This is a genomic window from Rathayibacter sp. VKM Ac-2760 (assembly GCF_009834185.1).
GTDB lineage: Bacteria > Actinomycetota > Actinomycetes > Actinomycetales > Microbacteriaceae > Rathayibacter.
The window spans coordinates 119,084-136,924 of the sequence record NZ_CP047174.1 but is presented as its reverse complement, the minus strand read 5'-3'; the positions used below and the strand labels follow the sequence as shown (position 1 = coordinate 136,924).

Below are 17,841 nucleotides of genomic sequence, written 5' to 3'. Positions count from 1 at the left end.
AGCTCCGCCTTGGACGCGGTGACGAGCGGGAAGTGGAATGACGATGGAGTCGAACGAAGCGATCACAGTGGAGAAGCCCTCGAGGGCTGATCGCGCTGCCGAGAAGGCCGAGAAGCTCAAGGACCGGGTCCCCTTCAAGAAGGTGATCCCCTGGTCCACGCACTCCTTCACCATGAACGCCCTGATCGTGCTCACCGGGTACTTCACGATCTACGCGACGGACACCCTCGCGCTCAACCCCGCCGTCGTCGGCGGTCTTCTCGTCCTCGCGAAGGTCATCGACGCGATCGGCGCCCTGCTCGCGGGCTATCTCATCGACCGGGCCCCGGACACCCGGTTCGGGAAGGCTCGGCCGTTCGACCTGCTGATCATCGCCTGCTGGGCGACGACGGCCTTCATGTTCTCCGTCCCCGGAGACGCGGGCGACGTCGTCAAATACGTCTGGCTGTTCAGCTCCTACACGCTGCTCACCGCGCTCTTCATGCCGCTCTACAACGCGAACAGCCCGCTCTACACGGCGCGGGTCTTCCCGAAGAGGGAGCACTACAGCGATCTGGCCGCCAAGAGCGGCCTCGTCACCGTGGTCGTGGCGATCTTCATCACCATCGGCGTGCCGCTCGCGGTCCAGGCGGCCGGGAAGGACCCGGGCATGTGGGCCCTCGTCGCACTCGCCCTCGCCGTCCCGTTCACCATCATCGGGCTCATCCGGTTCTGGGCGTTCCGCGAGTCCCCGGACGCGGCCGAGATCGCCACAGAGCGACTCCGCATGAGCGACATCCTGCTCGTCCTGCGCACCAACCCCTACATCTGGGTGATCTCGCTCATCGCACTCCTCGTCGGCATCTACGCAGGCCTCGGAGCGGGCGCCTACTACTTCCGCTACATCGTCGGCAATCTCGGACTGCAGGGCATCGTCGCGATCTCCTTCGTCGCGCTGCTCCCGCTGATGGTCTTCTTCCCCGTCCTGATCCGGAAGTTCTCCGTCTCGCGGATGATCGCCGTCTCCAGCTTCATCGGGGCTGGGGGATTCCTGGTGATGATGGTCGCGGGTGGCAACATCGCGCTGATCATGGTCTCGTCCGTGCTCACCGCTCTCGCGTCGCTGCCGTTCAACTTCCTCGCTCCCGTGCTGATCATCGACAACTCGACCTACAACGAGTACAAGGGCCACCGGCGGCTGGAGAGCGTGGGCGGCGCCCTGTTCTCGTTCGCCGGTACCGTCGGAGCGGCGCTCTCCGCAGGCGTCCTCGGCATCGTCCTCACCGTCGCCGGATACGACGGGTCCGCGGAGACGCAGTCCGCCGCTGCGCTGGACGGCATCATCGCGCTGAACAGCTGGATCCCCGCGATCTTCGCGGTGCTCGTCGGTCTCGTCGCGCTCTACTACCACCGTCTCGAGAAGGAGATGAAGGTCATCAGCGCCGAGGTCGTCGCCCGCCGGGCAACGGCGAAGGAAGGCACGATCGCCGGCGACGTGCCGCTGTCACCCGCCGCCGCCACCACCATCTCGGGTACTGAGGCCGTGCGCGTCGTCCGAGAGGAGAGCGGCTCTCCCTTCGGTCGCCGTCGGCGCCGCGGCAAGTGAGCGCACTCGACCTCCCTCCCGAGCATCCAGAAAGGCACGAACCATGACCAGCACCTCACCCGCAGAGACCGTCACCGGGAGCCTCCTCGGCTCGTGGCCGTTCGAGACCGAGGACGACCTGTTCCTCTCGCCGTTCCTCGACATCGACGAATGGCGTGACGGTCCGGTCCGCCACCGGTACGTCCACGGCGGGTTCGCCGGGACGCAGACCCTCTTCTCCTTCTACTTCCCCGAGCAGTCCGGCTACGAAGGCCGCTTCTTCCAGCACGTGACACCGTTCCCGCAGAGCGAGGATCTCGCACCGCTCGACGACGGCGAGCACAACAAGATCGCGTTCGCGATCGCCAGCGGGGCGTACTTCGTCGAGACGAACGGCGGAGGCGGTCAGCTCTACGACCCCGCCAGCGCGGATCCTTCGATCGGCGCCTACCGGGCCAATGCGGCGTCCGCCGACTTCTCGCGCCGAGTCGCGCAGCGGCTCTTCGGCGATCACCGCGTCTACGGCTACCTCTACGGAGGCAGCGGTGGCGGCTACCGCAGCATCGGGGCGGCCGAGAACACGGAGGGGGTGTGGGACGGCTTCGCCCCGCACGTCATCGGGAGCTCGGTGGCGATCCCGAACGTCTTCACCGTGCGCATGCACGCGATGCGCCTCCTGCGCGACAAGCTGCCGCAGATCGTCGACGCCTACGACGTCGGCGGGGATCCGGCGGCACTCGACCTCAGCGAGGAGGAGGCGGACGCCTTCGCGGAGGTGACGAGGATGGGGTTCCCGCCGCGTTCGTGGTTCGGCTGGAAGACCATGGGGATGCACGGGTTCCGGGTCCTCTACCCCGGGGTCATGGCGGCGGATCCGACCTACTCCGAGGACTTCTGGACGAAGGACGGCTACCTCGGCGCCGATCCGGGATCGTCGGTGCACCGGGACCGCATCCAGCACACGAGCACGATCGTCGAGCTCCTCGGATCGGCCGAGAACGAGGACGGCGACCTGGTCGCCGGAAGCGTGGACGAGTCGTTCCTGCACTCGGCCGGAAACGCCCACCACATCACCGGCGTCCGCCTCGCGGAGACCCCGACCGGGTGGCTGCTCGGAGGGCAGCTCGACATCCTCTCCGGGACGTCGGCGGGACGGACGGTGCAGATCACCGCGATCGAGAACGGCGTGATCGAGATCGAGCCCGGACAGGGCGACGTGCTCGCCGGTCTCTCCGTCGGAGACGAGGTGACCGTCGACACCTCGAGCTTCCTGGCCGTGCAGACCTATCACCGACACCAGGTGCCCGGCCCGGACTTCCCGGTCTGGGACCAGTTCCGCGACGAGAAGGGGGAGCCCGCACTGCCGCAGCGGCCGGTGCTCCTGGGACCGCTGCTCAGCCGCGGGGCGTCGGGCAGCGTGCAGACCGGTCGGATCGCGGGGAAGATGATCGTCGTCTCGACCCTGCTCGACCGAGAGGCCTTCGCCTGGCAGGCCGACTGGTACCGCCGGAAGGTGCTCGAGCACCTGGGCGACGAGACCGGGCAGTTCCGCCTCTGGTACATCGACAACGCGCTGCACGGCGACGACGGACCCCAGGAGTTCCCCGCCCGCAGCATCGCCTACGTGGGCGCGCTCGAGACGGCGCTGCGCCAGCTCGCGGCCTGGGTCGAGCGAGGCGTCGAGCCGGCACCGACGACGGCCTACGAGGTGGTCGACGGGCAGGTCCTCGTGCCGGCGAGCGTCGAGGAGCGCCACGGTGTCCAGCCCACGGTCGCCCTCTCGGTGAACGACGCGGAGAGCGCGCACGTGAAGGTGGGGGAGCCGGTCTCGGTCCGAGTGGAGGCGGAGGCGGCGGACGGCGGTGTCGTCGTCGAGCTCCGCGAGGTGACGACGACCGCGGACGGCGAGGAGGTCCTCGGCGCTGCGCTCGCCCTCGAGCCGGGATCCCGCGTCGCGACCGAGTACTCCGTGACCTTCGACGCGCCCGGCACGCGCTTCCTGGCCGTCCGGGTGACGGCGCAGACCGACGGCGACCCCTCGGACCGCTTCGGACGGGTGGAGAACATCGCTCGCGCGCGGGTGATCGTCGACGCTTGAGACGGGAGCCCGGACATCGCCTCGCTCCGATGTCCGGGCCCCGCGCCCGCCGAGGCCGGCGACCGCACCTCCGATCGATCACGGTCGGGTCGTCTTCAGCGCGAAAGTAGAGTGTGACCATGAGCACCACGTCCCCGACGAAACGTGGCCCGTACGCCCCGACGAGGAGACGTCGCGAGACGATCGCGAGAGTGGTGCTGGAGCTCGTCGACGCCGTCGGCCACGAGGGTGTCACGACGGCGCTGGTCTCCCAGCGCTCCGGCATCAACGAGACGACGATCCTCTACCACTTCCCGTCCCGGGATCACCTCCTGGTCGCCGCCCTCGCTCTCGCCGACGACGAGGAGGCCGAGCGTGCCGACGCCTATGCGGACGACGCGGTGCTCGACATCGGGGCGATCGCACGGGTCCCCGGGATGGACTTCGAGAACCCCCGCTTCAGGCTCTTCCTGATGCTTCGAGGCCAGTCCGGCGACAGTGCGCATCCCGCCACGGAGTACTTCAAGGAGCGAGCCGCGCGCCAGGTCGCTCTGTTCGCGCAGTTGATCCGTCACTCGCAGGAGGCGGGGCTCATCCTGGACGGACTGGATCCGGTGATGACCGCGCGTCAGATCATTGCGATCTGGGACGGTCTGGGGCAGCTCTGGCAGTCGGACCGGGAGTTCGACGTCGCGGCGCTGCTCGAGGATTCGGTGCGGCGCCTGACGGGCCAGAACCTCCTGGAGATCCAGAGGCTGCTGACGCGGGCGATGGTGCATCCCGGGCCGTGAGCGCGGGACCGGCCGCGCCTGATCGGACGACGGGACGCCGTCACGGGCCGGACAGGCGACGCAGATCCACTCCCGAGACGGTCGAGAGCGGGGCGCCCGGGAGGGAGTCCAGTGACAGGACGAGCTTCAGCATGAGGCGCTCGAGACTCTCGAACTCCTCAGCGGTCCAACCGTCGGCGGCCGGCATGCTGGTGCGGTCGATGGTCGCGCTGATCCGTGCGGCGACAGTCCGCCCGTGCTCGGTCAGGACGATGACGGTGGCGCGGTCGTCCTTCGGATCCGCCATCCTCGTCACCAGGTCGGCGTCCTCGAGGCGCCGCACGATCTTGCTGATGTTGGAGGTCCCCGTCTGGATCGCGTCCGCGACGTCCGAGGGGCGGACCGCCCCGCGATAGATGAGCTGATTCACCAGGAGGAACGCCGGCAGGTCGTCGTGGAGGGGGAACCCGCTCTCGCGCATCAACCGCTCCCGGGAGCTGCTGGCGGTCGACCAGGTCACGAAGGCGTGCAGGGCGACCCGGAGACGCGCCTCGTCGATTCCCACGAGGGGTCGCATCACCTCGGAGGACGGCGTCTGCGAGGCATGACGAGCCCTGGCCATGTCCGTGCCTCTCCTCCCGACCACGAGTCCGTCCGTCGCGATCGTCCGTTCGCACGGTGGCCGACGAGCCGCTCCTCGAGTGTAGGTCGCGCGCGGGACGCCTCCGGCGGCGTCAGCTGATCACACCGTTCCCGCCGAGGAGGACACCTGTGCGGAGTCCTCGGCGACGGAGCAGGAGACGACGTGCTCGCCGGCTCCGAGGTGACGACGGATGCCGAGGAGGACGACCTCGGCCTCCGTTCCCGGGGGGACCGTGAGGTGCAGGACGACTCGATCACCCGATCGCTCCCACCTCGAGGCGATCGTGCCGTACGGACTGGCGAGAGTGGTCGCAGCGGAGTCGAGGTCGCCGAGGACCGGGGCGACCAGGAATCGGCGGTAGCCGGGCTCGAGTGGCCGCACGCCCGCCACGTACTCGTGCAGGAACTGACTGACACTGCCGAACGCGTAGTGGTTGTGGGAGTCGAGTGCCTCTCCCTTCTTGTCGTACCCCTCCCAGGTCTCCCAGATGGTCGTCGCCCCCCGCGCCACCTGCGCCAGCCACGACGGTGCGGTCGGATGGAGGAGGACCCGCCAGGCGACATCGCTCCGGCCGTTGTCGCACAGGGCGGGCAGGAGCAGGGCGGTGCTGAGGAATCCGGTGTCGAGATGCCCGTCGTTGCTCTCGATGAGCTCGACGAGACGAGCGGTCGCGGCGGTCGTCTCGGATTCCGGAAGCAGGCCGAACGCCAGGGCGCGCACGTAGTCGTCCTGCCGGTCCGCACCGATCCGGGCTCCTCCGCGTCGGACGAAGGCGCGGTTGTACGCTTCTCGCGCCTTTCCGGCGACATCCGCGAAGTGCTCGCGATCGTCGTCGTACCCGAGCACCGCGGCGATCGTGCTGAGGATCCGAGCGGAGTTCGCGTAGTACGCCGTCGCCACCTCGGGTCGTCCCGTGAGCAGGTTCCCGGCCATCTGAGAGGCTGCGCTCTCGCCCGGGCGAAGCCATTCGCCCCAGTTGAAGCCGGTGTCGATGATGAAGTCCTCGAGAGGTCCGAGGCGTCGCCCCAGACGTCGCGCGACTCCTCGCCGACGTCCGCGGTGCTCGAGGAACGTCACCCAGGCCTTGGCGCTCGAGTACTGCCGTTCGAGGACGCCGGCATCTCCGAAGTACTGGTACAGCGTCCACGGGAGCATGACCGCGACATCCCCCCATCCCACGGAGGTCCTGGCCATGTCCTGCAGCTTGTCCCGCTCGCTGAGAGACTGCGGTGCTTCGGAGGGGATGACCGGAGGGATCGTTCCGTCCTCGAACTGATCGACGGCGAGATTCCGGAGATAGCGTCCGAGGTAGGCGTTCGTCTCGGCGAGGATGCTGGCCGTCGGCCCGAAGATCTGGATGTCCCCGGTCCAACCGGACCGCTCGCGGGTCGGGCAGTCGGTCGGTGTATCGGTGAAGTTCGAGTTCATCGACCACCAGGAGTTCTGCCACAGCTGCACGAGGCGGGGGTCGGAGCAGTCGAAGCCGCCGGTGCGCTCCATCCGCGTCGAGACGATGACGGCTTCGACGTCGGAGTCCGTCAGGGTGCGGGTGCTCCCCTCGACCGAGAGGTACCGGAAGCCGCGGATGGCGAACGTCGTCTCGTAGACGTGCTGGGCTCCGTCCAGGATCACCTCGTCACGCTGGAACCACTCCTCGCGCTGGGAGGACCCGGGGAAGTGCAGATAGTCGGTGTTCAGCTCGCCGTCACTGGTCAGGACCTCGCTGTACCTCACGACGGCCGTGCTTCCGGCGGGTCCGTCGAGGACGAGTCGAGCGTGCCCGTTGATGTTCTGGCCGAAGTCGACGAGCTGGTGCCCGCTCGGGGTGGTGGAGACCGTTCCTGCGAGAGCGGCGACCTCGGTGACCCGCTCGACCTCCTCCGCGATCATCCGACGGGGGTGCGGGGGCAGAAGGACCGCCTCCCGGGCGTTCTCCGGTCCGCTTCCGAGGTGCAGCCAGTCCTCGGCGTCGACCCGGAGGTCGACGCGTTCTCCGAACTTCGGGTCGGCGGAGCGGATCCGCCCGTCGCCGACGGTCCAGGAGGTGTCGCTGCCGATGATCACTCGGCCCCCCGTCTCCAGGTCGACGGCGATCTGGGCGATCGCTGCGAGGCGATCGCCGAAGCGCTCGGGCTTGGAGAACGCTCCGAGGCGACCGCGGAAGCGTCCCTCGGACACGACGATCCCGATGGCGTTCCTGCCCGGAACCAGGAACTCGCCGACGTCGTACGTCTGATACTCGACATACGAGTCGAAGGGCGTGAAGCGCGGAACGAGAGCCTGTTCCGTCACGTTCCGCCCGTTGATCCACAGTTTGTACCAGCCCAGGGCTGTCACGTACGCACGCGCACGGACGACGCCGTCCGGCAGGTCGACGTCGGAGCGGAAGTGCAGAGTTCTCGGTGAGGTCGGATCCTGATCGGTGATCCATCGGGCGGACCAGTCGCTCTCCTCGAGGAGTCCGGTTTCGAAGAACGACGGCCGGCTCCACTCGGACGGGGTGCCGCCCGAGTCGACGCGGACTCGCCACCAGTACCGCGTGGTCGAGGCCAGAGGGGGTCCCTCATAGGCGTGGCCGAAGGGTCGGGGATCCTCTCGCCACTCGGAGCGCCAGAGGATCGCGGGCTCTGAGAACCGGGCATCGCGGGAGACCTCGATCTCGTACCGGTCCTGACGCTCCTCCGCCACCTTCCAGGCGAAGCGCGGAGCCGGCGAATCGAGTCCGAGGGGCTCCGAGCGGTGGTCGACGGTGAGTGCGGAGACGGAGGGGGTCATGCGGTCCTCTCCTCGGTGACCGCGTCGACGGAGGAGGGGTTCGCCGCGGCCGGCGTACCGGCGGAGGCCCTCTCGTGATCCGTCGTGAGGAACTCGCTCGCGGCGTCCCGCCGCCGGAAGACGACCCACGCCCACGAGACGCCGACGAGGGCGAGGGCGGCGAGCACCCCGTACATGACGCTCGGCCCCACCGCCAGGAGCAGCGGAGTGACGGAGGCGAGGCCGGCTGCGGCGAACCGCGCGACAGCGATGATGACGCCCTGCGCCGTCGTCCGGAGGAGAGTGGGGAAGGACTGCTGGGCCCACACCTTCATGATGCCCTCGAAGGCGAACGCGCTTCCGAGAGTGGCGAGGACGGCCTGCGCCAGGTAGGAGGGGATGCTCACGCCGAAGACGGCGTAGACGAGCGGAGCGGCGACCATGCACACGGCGCCGATCGTGAAGTAGCGGAACCGCGACGGCGAGTCCGCGATCTTCATGAACCACAGGAAGCCGGCGATCGAGAGCGGCAGAAGCGGAAGTCCGATCAGGGCGGCCGTCTCGATCGGGATGCCGCCGAAGTTCACGAGCACGTAGTTGCCGTACTGACCGGTGGTGTTCGCGACGAGATTCGTCAGGGTGTAGAAGACGATGAGGGCGATGAACGGCGCGCGGTAGGGCGTCCGGACGAGCTCGCGGACCGCTCCGCGAGCCGCCTCAGAGCGCGCCGCACCGGGTCGCTGCTCCCGTCGCGCCGCCTGCCAGACGGCCGACTCCGGGATGGTGAGCCGGGCGATCATCGTGAGGAACGCGACCGCGGCGATGATCGCGAAGATGACCTGCACTCCCGGGATGCCCGCGGCGGCCAGCTGCGATCCGACGGCCGTGCTCACGACGATGCCGGCGATCCAGAGGAGGTTCGACAGTCCCAGCAGGCGCCCGCGGTTGGCGTCCGTGGCCGCCTCGGAGATGGTCGAGAGCGAGACCGGGAGATCGGCACCGGTCCCGAGGCCCAGCAGCGTCGCCGCAGCGAGCAGGACGACGAAGTTCGGAGCGAGGATCAGCCCGACGAGAGCGAGGAGGATCACGACCATGGTCACGGTGAAGACGGGGCGCCGCCCGAACCGATCGCCGAGTCGACCTCCGATGAGAGCTCCGACGGCGATGCCGAAGGTCAGGGATCCGGAGGTGACGCCGACCTGGAGCTCGTCGAGTCCGAGAGCCTGCTGGTAGACGACGATCGCGATCCCGAAGCTGATGATCGCGGCCGCGTCGATGTAGGACGCCATTCCCGAGACGACCGCGACCCACCAGGGGCCTGCCGTCCGCTGATTCTGAACCATGCTTCTCCCTTGAAGGCGGTGGGTGGGTCTGTGGCCACCGCTCGGACCCTACCGCAAAGTACTGTCCTCACGCCAGTACTAACCGTCTCCGCGACAGTTATCGACGAGAACGGGACGGCATCCGCGACCGAGCCGATTCCCCGACGACGGCGATCAGGACGGTGGCGGCAGCGGCGCCCGCGGCGACCCACGGGAGGACCTGCACTCCCGCGCCCGAGAGGACGAGACCGCCGACGAGGGCGCCGCCTCCGATCGCGAGGTTGAAGACGGTCGTCTGCACCGCCCCGGCCACTCGCCGCATCGCAGGAGGCACCGTCTGCATCATCCGCGCCTGCAGCATCATCGGCATGCCGGCGAACGAGGCGCTGGAGCAGATCGCCACCGCGGCCAGCTGTGGCGAGAGGCCCTCGGACGCCAGCCCGGGGAGCAGGCACATCGCCGCCGTGAGCATCGACCCGGCGAGGACGAAGGTCGCTCGCGGAGAGCGGTCGTAGAGGTGGCCGGCAGCGAGCGCTCCGACGGCACCGGCGATCCCCGTGATGAAGAGGTAGACGGGGATCGCTCCGCCGTCGAGCCCCGCGACGACTCCGAGCCACACGGTCGTGTAGGGACTGAACGAGGTCTGGCCGAGGACCAGCACGAGGATGAGCAGGCAGAGGACGGTCACCACGACGAGTGAGCGATCCCGGACGATCGGGCGGTGCGGAGCTGCGGGCGTGCGCCGCCGGGTGTCGATCGGCGGGAGCCAACGCCAGAGCACGAGGGTGATGACGGCTCCGGCGAGGGCGACCGCGAGGAACGCCTCCCGCCAGCCCAGGAACTCGCCCAGAGCGTTGCCGATCGGGATCCCGAGAACACCGGCGAGCGAGCTGCCCGCACCCGTGAAGGCCATCGCGCGACCCAGCTTCTCCCGAGGAACGATCTCCACCGCGTAGGTGACGACGACCGCCCAGAACAGTCCGTGGGCGAGTGCGCCACCCACGCGAGCGACGAGGATCCCTTCGAACGATGCGGCAGCGGAGACCGCGATGTTGCTGAGGCTCATCAGAGCGAGACTCGCCACGACGAGCGTCTTCCGGCTGATCCGGCCCGTGAGAAGGGCCAGGGGTGCGGTCGTGAGGACGACCGTGAACGCGAACACCGACACCATCTGGCCGACCAGCCCGACGTCGATCCCGAGGTCGTCCGCGATGAGCGGGACGAGGCCCCCGGGGAGGAACTCGGCGGTGTGCGCCACGAAGATCCCCGAGGCCAGTGCGAGGAGCGCGACGATCGGCAGGCCGACGTCTCGACGGCCGGGGGCCGCCGGAGCAGGTGTCGATCGATGCTCCGACCGACGAGAGGAGAAGAGACGGCGTTGCTGCATGTCAGCAGGATCCAGCCCGTACCCGAGCCTCACCGAGAGACGGGAAGCGCACGTCGCGAGTGCGACGGGGGCCTCCAGCCTAGTCGGCGTGAACACCGCTGATCCCGCGCGAGGGCGAGTGCCGCGACGACCGCTCCACTACGGCCGGGCCGGGCCCCTCACGCGTTGATCCGCCGCAGCAGGGCGTCCAGCTGATCGGCGGTGAACCCGCGCCCTCCGCTGAGTGCTCGGAGACGGTTCAGCGGGATCCCGGCCGTCGTCGCGGCGCTGTCGATGCCGAGCTCGTCCTCGACAGCGGACTCGACCGGAGAGGCGGAGGCGAGGAGAGGGCCGAGGATCTCGGCACCGATCGGCGTGGCGAGCAGCTCCGAGATGCTCGAGTCGGGCGTCAGCGGCAGATTCAGCGAGTCGCCCTCGAGCGCGACCGGCTCGACGGCGCGGAGGTCACGACTCGAGGCGCCGACGGCCACCAGGTAGTCGCCTCCCTCGACCACCCAGTCGTGGACGCGGATGTCCCACGCCGCGAGCTCGTGTCGAGGGATCAGGACGTCGACCCGTGTCGCGCGGCCGACGGGGATGTCGACGCTGCGGAAGCCCTTCAGCTCGCGGACCGTCGGCCGACCGGGGCGGGTGACGTAGAACTGCACGACCTCGCGTCCATCGCGCCGACCGGTGTTCGTCACGATGACCCGAGCGCGGATCCCGCCGTCCTCGACGCTGAGCTCGAGGTCGGAGTGCTCGAAGGACGTGTACGAGAGTCCGTGTCCGAAGGGGAACTCCACGGCGAGCCCACGGGCGTCGTAGCCGCGGTAGCCGACATCGACACCCTCGCCGTAACGCACATGAAGGTGCTCTCCGGGGAAGTCGAGGTACGAGGGCGCGTCCTCCAGGCGAAGCGGGACGGTCTCAGCGAGACGACCGGCCGGGTTCACCACTCCGAAGAGGACGTCGGCGATCGCGCCGCCGACGGCCTGACCGAGCACCGCGCCGTCGACGATCGCCGGCACGAGTTCGACGACAGGGCGCAGGCGGATCACGCCGCCGTGCGAGAGGACGACGACGGTCCGAGGTTGGACGCGGGCGACGCTCTCGAGGAGTGCGAGCTGCTCGGCGGGAAGCTCGATGTCGGACCGGTCGGCACCCTCGGCCTCCTGCGACGTCGCCAGGCCGAGGAAGACGACAGCGGTTCCGCACCGGGCGGCGAGATCCGTCGCCTCGAGACGAAGTCGCTCGGCGTCCGGATCGGCGGCGGTCGTGAAGCCGCGCGCGTACTGCACGCCCTCACCCGCGAGGGCTCGGATCTCGTCCAGCGGTGAATCCACCCTGGTCGCCGTCACCTTGGAGCTCCCCCCGCCTTGGAATCGCGGCACCTCGGCGAAGCCGCCGATCACGGCGAGCGGCGCGGAGGGGGCGAGCGGCAGCAGGGGCTCGCCCGCGACGGCCTCGTTCGTGAGCAGCACGACGGCCCGGCCCGCCACCTCCCGGGCGAGCGCGTGGTGGGCGTCGTGGTCGACCACGGAGCGGTCGGTGCGTCCGATCTCGGTGCGCTCGGCCAGCGCGACCAGTCGCCGGGCGCTCTCCTCGACGAGGGAGCGGTCGAGCTCGCCCGCCTCGACGGCCTCGACGACCGAGCGGGTCACGTCGTCGTCGCCACCGGGCATCTGAAGATCGAGACCCGCGCGGAGCGCCGCGACCCGGTCGCGGACAGCGCCCCAATCGCTGACGACGACACCGTCGAATCCCCAGCGGGCCCGAAGGATGTCGGTGAGCAGGCCGCGATGCTCAGTGACGGGGATCCCGTTCACGCCGTTGTACGACGCCATGACCGTCCAGGGGCGAGCGTCCCGCACCACTCGTTCGAAGGCGCGCAGGTAGATCTCGTGGAGGGGGCGCTCATCGATGTCGGCGCTGACCCGCATCCGCTCCGTCTCCTGGTTGTTCGCCGCGAAATGCTTCAGGGAGGCGCCTACTCCTGTGCTCTGCAGGCCGACGACCCAGGCCGAGCCCATCGCTGCGCTGACGAGCGGATCCTCCGAGAAGTACTCGAAGTTGCGGCCGCATCGAGGATCGCGCTTGATGTTCACTCCCGGGCCGAGGAGCACGGACACCCCCAGCGCCCGCGCCTCCGCGCCCAGAGCCTTCCCGACGCGCTCCGCGAGTGCGGGATCCCAGGTCTGCGCGAGGGCGACGGCGGGCGGGAAGCACGTCGCCGGTTCGCTCGGAGCGATGCCGAGATGGTCCACCGCGCCGGTCTGCCGACGGACGCCGTGCGGACCGTCCGTCAGGAGCAGGCTCGGGACGTCCGCGACGTCGCGCGTGGTCCAGAACGCCCGGCCGCTCAGCAGCGACGCCGAGTCCTCGAGGGTGAGCCCGTCCAGCGGGTCGGTTGCGCGAGGTGAGGGGGTTGTCATGGCGATCGGGACTCCTCTGTCCATTCGGTGCGGACGCGACGACGCGGTGACGACGTTCCCGCCCGCCAATTTAGCAACACATCGCTATATTAGGGAGTGGACGGAGGCCGTCGGCAGCACCACGATCGCGCGCCCGCCCACGACGGCGGATCCCGTCCACCGGGCCCCGGCCCCGATCCGCTTCCTCCTCGTCGTCCCGACGTCGTCCGCCACACGAAGAAAGGCCCCCCATGAATCGCTTGAACGACAAGGTCGCCCTCATCAGCGGAGCCGCTCGCGGTCTCGGCGCCGAATTCGCGCGGGCGCTCGCGGCGGAAGGAGCGTCGGTGCTGATCGGCGACGTCCTCGAGGAGGACGGTCGCCTCCTCGCCGAGGAGATCGGCGCCGCCGCGCGCTTCGTACCGCTCGACGTGCGCAGCTACGACCAGTGGACCGCGGCGGTCGCCGTGGCGCTGGAGGAGTTCGGGCGTCTCGACGTGCTCGTCAACAACGCCGGGGTCGTCAGGAACGCGCCCTTCGACCAGCACTCCGTCGACGACTGGAACCTGGTGATCGACGTCAACCTCACCGGTTCCTTCTACGGGATGCGCTCCGCCACCGAGGCCCTGAAGGCGTCCGGTCGCGGCTCGATCATCAACATCTCCTCGGATGCGGGCCTGCAGGGCTACGGAGGCATCACCGGGTACAACGCGTCGAAGTTCGGTCTCCGCGGTTTGACGAAGAGCGCAGCGCTCGACCTCGGCCCGTACAACGTCCGGGTCAACACCGTGCATCCGGGTCTGATCCGCACGCCCCTGCTCCAGGGCATGGAGTTCCCGCAGGATCACGTCGCGCTGCATCGCATGGGGGAGATGGCGGAGATCGCGAAGCTGGTCGTCTTCCTCGCGGGTGACGAGTCCTCCTTCTCGACGGGCGCCGAGTTCGTCGCGGACGGCGGCGAGAGCGCGGGCCTGGCGCATGTCTGAGCGCGATCGCAGCGGGAGGAGCGGCGCGCGCGGGCGGGGCGCGGGCGACCGCGCGCGCCCTCTCGAGCCGCGGCGCGGCCGGTGAGCCGCTCCGACGATCGACCGGCGGTCGCGTCGTGACCCGAGCGGCAGACGACTCCCGGCCGCGCGGCCCCCGCGGCCGATACGCGAAGTCCGACGCGGTGCGCACTCGGATCCTCGACGCCTGCCTCGCGCAGTTCGGTGAGCGCGGCTTCCACGGCACGACCATGAAGGACGTGGCCGCGCGAGCGGACATCTCGCTCACGGGTCTCCTGCATCACTTCCCCACGAAGGCCGGGCTGCTCGACGCGGTCCTGCGGCGTCGGTACGACGACTCCGCCGACGTGGTCACGTCCGCGCCCCGCCGAGACGTGTTCGCCGCCCAGGCGCGCGTTCTCCGTGAGAACACCGGCCGACCGGGGATCATCCAGCTGCACACGATCATCTCGGCCGAGGCGTCCAGCGCCGGCCATCCCGCGCACGAGTTCTTCGCGCAGCGGCTGGACGACTTCCGCGAGTACCTGACGGGGGCGTTCCAGGATGCGCAGGACGAGGGACGTCTGAAGGTCGACGCCGATCCCGCGCAGCTCGCGAACCTCTACATCGCGGTCCTGGACGGTCTCCAGCTGCAGTGGTCCTACAATCCCGCGGCCGTCGACATCGAGCAGGGAGTGCGGACCTTCCTCTGCTCGCTCCTCCTCGGCAACCTGGACTGAGCGGGAGCCCTCCAGCGGCGAGCCGGTCCACGGAGGGCTCCTGTGATTCAGGTCGCGACCGGAGCGTCGCGCACGCCGTCCGGGACGACAACCTCCTCGCCGTCCCCCGACCGCGAACCACCGGCATCGTCGTCCTCGGCCCGCGACGCCGGGATGAGCGCGGCCAGGACGACCGCGATCAGCGCGATGACGCCACCGGTGAGAAGGGCCAGCCGGAATCCTCCCTCCGAGATGAGCGCTGCGGAGCCCGAGCCGATGGTGCTCTCGGCGAGGACGACGCCCACCACGGCAGCGCCGATCGTGGTGCCGAGGGATCTCATCAGAGTGTTGAAGCCGTTCGCGGCGGCGGTCTCGCCCACCGGCACGGAGCTCATGATGAGCGTGGGCATGGCGCCGTAGGCAAACGCCACCCCGGCGTTGACGACCAGTGACATGACGAGGAGTCCCCACGTCGTTCCCAGGAGCGGCTGGCTGATGACGTACCCGAGAGTGATGATCGCCGTGCCGATGACGAGGGTGGTCTTCGGTCCGCGCCGATCGGTGAGCCTGCCGGCGAAGGGCGAGAGGACCATCATCATGATTCCCGCCGGCGCCATCCAGAGGCCGGCCTGCAGCATGCTCTGGCCCAGTCCGTATCCGGTGGAGGTGGGGTACTGCAGCAGCTGGGGGATCACGAGCATGCTCGCGTACATCCCGAAGCCGACGAAGATCGAGGCGATGTTCGTCATGAGCACGCGCGGCCGTGCCGTGGTCCGCAGGTCGACGAGAGGATCGCGGGTGCGGGTCTCCCACCAGCCCCAGAGCACGAGCAGGAGGACGCCGCCTCCGATCAGCCCCCAGGTGAGGGCCGAGGTCCATCCCCACTCGCCGCCCTTCGACACGGCGAGGAGCACCGCGACGAGACCGGCCCCCAGACCGATCGCACCGGGAACGTCGAAACGCTGTCCGCGAGCCGCCGCGGGAGTGGCGGGCACGAAGCGGATGATGAGAGCCGCGACCAGGACGGCGAGTGCTGCCGCGCCCCAGAAGAGCACGCGCCAGCTGGCGAACTCGGCGACCGCGGCCGCGAGGGGGAGCCCGATGGCACCGCCCACCCCCATCGTGGCGCTGACGAGCGCGATCGCGGGGGAGAGCTTCTCTCTCGGGAGGACGTCGCGGAGGACCGCGAGTCCCAGGGGGAGCATCCCCATCCCCATGCCCTGCAGCGCTCGGCCGATGATCATCACGACGAGGGACGGCGCCAGCGCGCAGAGGACGGAGCCGATGATCAGCGGGACCGTGCAGGCGATGAGCATCGGCCGCTTGCCGACGATGTCGCCCAGGCGACCGGCGACGGGGACGAAGACACCTGCGGAGAGCAGCGTGGCGGTGATGATCCAGGCGGTGTTCGACGCGCTGGTGTCGAAGATGACGGGCAGGGTCGCGATCAGGGGTGTCACGAGAGTCTGCATGAGAGCAGCCGTGATGCCCGCGAAGGCGAGGGTGGTGACCAGGCCCCGCGTCCTCGGCGGAGGAGCGGGAGAACGGTGCGGCTCGGTGGCTGCCTCTGCGGACGATGCGCTCATGGAGTTCCTTCAGCGGGACGGGACGGGACGGGACGGCGAGGGTCGGGGCGGGGGAGACGCGGGTCCGGTCGGGCGCAGCACGATCGACGACGTCCGGTGCCCGCGGAGCGGGCGGGGGCCTGTTCGCACGGGCCCCCGCCCGGATGCTCAGGGTTCGATGCGGATGGCGAGCGCGGGGCAGACGGCCGCTGCCTGACGCACCTCGGCGTCGCGCTCCGGTCCGGGATTCTCGTCGAGGAGGATCGCGATCCCGTCCTCGTCCCGCTGATCGAAGACGGTGTCGGCCGCCGTGACGCACTGTCCGGAGGCGACGCACTTGGCCTGATCGAGGATCACCTTCATGGTCCAGTCCTTTCGAGAGGGGCGAAGATCGTCTTCACCAGGTGACGGGGAGCGAGTGCACGCCGTAGATGTGCGCGTCGTGCTTGAACGGGATCCGGTCGAGTGTCGTCGCGAGCGCGAGCGTGGGGATGCGCCGGAAGAGGGTGCTGTAGACCACCTGCAGCTCGACTCGGGCCAGTGGCTGTCCGAGGCACTGGTGCACGCCGAATCCGAAGGCGACGTGGTGGCGCGCATCGCGCCGGAGATCGAGCGCGTGGGGGTCCTCGAACGCCTCGGGATCACGGTTGCCGAGGTCGGTCGCCATGATCAGCCCGTCGCCGGCCTCGATCGTCCGGCCGGCGATCTCGATGTCCTCGAGCGCGACACGCTTGCGGCCGTCGTGCGTGATCGTCAGGTAGCGCAGCAGCTCCTCCACGGCGGACACGACGAGATCGGGCTCGCCCGAGTCGCGGAGGTGCGCGAGCTGGTCCGGGTGCTCGAGAAGCGCGAGCGTGCCCAGCGCGATCATGTTCGCGGTCGTCTCGTGACCGGCGACCAGGAGCAGGACGCCCATCTGCGCGGCGCCTTCGCGGGTGAGCTCCCCGGCCTCCACGCGCATCGCGAGGTCGGAGAAGACGTCGTCGGTCGGCTCCGCGAGCTTCACGTCGATCAGCGCGCGGAGGTAGGAGTCGAGCGCACCCATCGCCGAGCGCGTCTCCTCGGATGTGCTGTCGCGGCTGACAAAGATCTTGCTGTTGCGCTGGAAGAAGTCGTGGTCCCGATAGGGGACGCCGAGCAGCCGGCTGATCACCAGCGACGGCATCGGAAGCGCGAACGCCTCCACGAGGTCGACGGGACGGGGGCCGGCGAGGAGGTCGTCGATCAAGCTGTCGACGAGCTCCTGGATCGCTGGCCGCATGGCGTTGATGCGCTTGACCATGAACGGCGCGGTCACCATCCGCCGCAGCCGGGCGTGCTCGGGGTCGTCCATCAGGATGAAGCTCAGTCCTGCGTCGCCCTCGGTCGCCGAGGGCGACGGGTAGCCGGGGCGGGAGACGTCGGCGCTGACACGAGAGTCGGCGAGGAGCTGCCGCTGCTCGTCGTAGCGGGTGACGAACCAGGGCGTGCTGCCGTCCCAGAGCGTCACCTTGGTGAGAGGACCTGCCTCCTGCGCCTCGAGTCCTCGGGGAGGCGGGTCGAAGGGGCACTTCGCGTCTCGCTGGAGCGGGAAGGAACCGATGCTCTCGAGTTCGTCGTGCGCGGTTCGCTGGTCGGTGCTGATGGACATTCGTCTACCTCCGTATCGGGACTGCGGTGGGCGCAAT

General features: G+C 69.5%; 13 protein-coding genes. 5 read left to right on the top strand and 8 right to left on the bottom strand.

What is annotated here, in order from left to right; translation table 11 throughout:
- The first annotated feature begins 43 nt into the window (after positions 1-43).
- The 3 genes from GSU72_RS20330 to GSU72_RS20320 all read left to right on the top strand — a co-directional run bounded on the left by GSU72_RS20330 (position 44) and on the right by GSU72_RS20320 (position 4,432).
- Positions 44-1,585 carry an MFS transporter gene (locus GSU72_RS20330; RefSeq protein WP_159987084.1) on the top strand — a complete coding sequence of 514 codons (1,542 nt, stop codon included), beginning with the start codon at positions 44-46 and terminating at the stop codon, positions 1,583-1,585.
- Positions 1,586-1,628: 43 nt separating this feature from the next.
- Positions 1,629-3,662, top strand: a complete 2,034-nt coding sequence (locus tag GSU72_RS20325; RefSeq protein WP_244256156.1) for a hypothetical protein — start codon at positions 1,629-1,631, stop codon at positions 3,660-3,662.
- 119 nt (positions 3,663-3,781) lie between these two features.
- Positions 3,782-4,432 (top strand): TetR family transcriptional regulator, encoded by a 651-nt coding sequence (locus GSU72_RS20320; RefSeq protein ID WP_159987083.1) that lies wholly within the window; start codon positions 3,782-3,784, stop codon positions 4,430-4,432.
- Between the two features lie 40 nt (positions 4,433-4,472).
- On the opposite strand, the gene GSU72_RS20315 is transcribed toward GSU72_RS20320, so the two are convergent.
- From GSU72_RS20315 to GSU72_RS20295, 5 genes are all read right to left on the bottom strand, one after another.
- On the bottom strand, positions 4,473-5,033 hold the full coding sequence (locus tag GSU72_RS20315) for a winged helix DNA-binding protein (protein ID WP_159987082.1): 561 nt from the start codon (positions 5,031-5,033) through the stop codon (positions 4,473-4,475).
- Between the two features lie 120 nt (positions 5,034-5,153).
- Positions 5,154-7,829, bottom strand: coding sequence for a family 78 glycoside hydrolase catalytic domain (locus GSU72_RS20310; RefSeq protein ID WP_159987081.1), 2,676 nt, complete (start codon positions 7,827-7,829; stop codon positions 5,154-5,156).
- Complete coding sequence (locus tag GSU72_RS20305) at positions 7,826-9,151, bottom strand: MFS transporter (protein ID WP_159987080.1); 1,326 nt, start codon at positions 9,149-9,151, stop codon at positions 7,826-7,828. Before GSU72_RS20305 ends, GSU72_RS20310 begins: the two co-directional genes overlap by 4 nt.
- A 97-nt stretch (positions 9,152-9,248) precedes the next feature.
- Positions 9,249-10,517: an MFS transporter gene (locus GSU72_RS20300; RefSeq protein WP_159987079.1), complete on the bottom strand. Its 1,269-nt coding sequence runs from the start codon at positions 10,515-10,517 to the stop codon at positions 9,249-9,251.
- 158 nt (positions 10,518-10,675) lie between these two features.
- Positions 10,676-12,928: a glycoside hydrolase family 3 N-terminal domain-containing protein gene (locus GSU72_RS20295; protein WP_159987078.1), complete on the bottom strand. Its 2,253-nt coding sequence runs from the start codon at positions 12,926-12,928 to the stop codon at positions 10,676-10,678.
- 230 nt (positions 12,929-13,158) lie between these two features.
- On the opposite strand from GSU72_RS20295, the gene GSU72_RS20290 reads away from it, so the two are divergent.
- Both GSU72_RS20290 and GSU72_RS20285 read left to right on the top strand, forming a co-directional pair.
- Positions 13,159-13,893, top strand: coding sequence for an SDR family oxidoreductase (locus GSU72_RS20290; protein WP_159987077.1), 735 nt, complete (start codon positions 13,159-13,161; stop codon positions 13,891-13,893).
- A gap of 182 nt (positions 13,894-14,075) precedes the next feature.
- A complete protein-coding gene (locus GSU72_RS20285) occupies positions 14,076-14,630 on the top strand; it encodes a TetR/AcrR family transcriptional regulator (RefSeq protein WP_159987076.1) in 555 nt (184 codons plus the stop codon).
- A 47-nt stretch (positions 14,631-14,677) separates the two neighbouring features.
- Here the strand turns inward: GSU72_RS20285 and GSU72_RS20280 are convergent, their stop codons facing one another.
- From GSU72_RS20280 to GSU72_RS20270, 3 genes are all read right to left on the bottom strand, one after another.
- Positions 14,678-16,195, bottom strand: coding sequence for an MFS transporter (locus GSU72_RS20280; protein WP_159987075.1), 1,518 nt, complete (start codon positions 16,193-16,195; stop codon positions 14,678-14,680).
- Positions 16,196-16,342: 147 nt separating this feature from the next.
- On the bottom strand, positions 16,343-16,537 hold the full coding sequence (locus tag GSU72_RS20275; RefSeq protein WP_159987074.1) for a ferredoxin: 195 nt from the start codon (positions 16,535-16,537) through the stop codon (positions 16,343-16,345).
- A gap of 34 nt (positions 16,538-16,571) precedes the next feature.
- On the bottom strand, positions 16,572-17,804 hold the full coding sequence (locus tag GSU72_RS20270) for a cytochrome P450 (protein WP_159987073.1): 1,233 nt from the start codon (positions 17,802-17,804) through the stop codon (positions 16,572-16,574).
- Between the last annotated feature and the right edge of the window lie 37 nt (positions 17,805-17,841).

What these genes read in the sequence shown, in the direction of transcription:
- GSU72_RS20330 (WP_159987084.1), top strand. Translation starts at nt 44, where the DNA reads ATGGAGTCGAACGAAGCGATCACAGTGGAGAAGCCCTCGAGGGCTGAT.
- GSU72_RS20325 (WP_244256156.1), top strand. Translation starts at nt 1,629, where the DNA reads ATGACCAGCACCTCACCCGCAGAGACCGTCACCGGGAGCCTCCTCGGC.
- GSU72_RS20320 (WP_159987083.1), top strand. Translation starts at nt 3,782, where the DNA reads ATGAGCACCACGTCCCCGACGAAACGTGGCCCGTACGCCCCGACGAGG.
- GSU72_RS20315 (WP_159987082.1), bottom strand. Translation starts at nt 5,033, where the DNA reads ATGGCCAGGGCTCGTCATGCCTCGCAGACGCCGTCCTCCGAGGTGATG.
- GSU72_RS20310 (WP_159987081.1), bottom strand. Translation starts at nt 7,829, where the DNA reads ATGACCCCCTCCGTCTCCGCACTCACCGTCGACCACCGCTCGGAGCCC.
- GSU72_RS20305 (WP_159987080.1), bottom strand. Translation starts at nt 9,151, where the DNA reads ATGGTTCAGAATCAGCGGACGGCAGGCCCCTGGTGGGTCGCGGTCGTC.
- GSU72_RS20300 (WP_159987079.1), bottom strand. Translation starts at nt 10,517, where the DNA reads ATGCAGCAACGCCGTCTCTTCTCCTCTCGTCGGTCGGAGCATCGATCG.
- GSU72_RS20295 (WP_159987078.1), bottom strand. Translation starts at nt 12,928, where the DNA reads ATGACAACCCCCTCACCTCGCGCAACCGACCCGCTGGACGGGCTCACC.
- GSU72_RS20290 (WP_159987077.1), top strand. Translation starts at nt 13,159, where the DNA reads ATGAATCGCTTGAACGACAAGGTCGCCCTCATCAGCGGAGCCGCTCGC.
- GSU72_RS20280 (WP_159987075.1), bottom strand. Translation starts at nt 16,195, where the DNA reads ATGAGCGCATCGTCCGCAGAGGCAGCCACCGAGCCGCACCGTTCTCCC.
- GSU72_RS20275 (WP_159987074.1), bottom strand. Translation starts at nt 16,537, where the DNA reads ATGAAGGTGATCCTCGATCAGGCCAAGTGCGTCGCCTCCGGACAGTGC.
- GSU72_RS20270 (WP_159987073.1), bottom strand. Translation starts at nt 17,804, where the DNA reads ATGTCCATCAGCACCGACCAGCGAACCGCGCACGACGAACTCGAGAGC.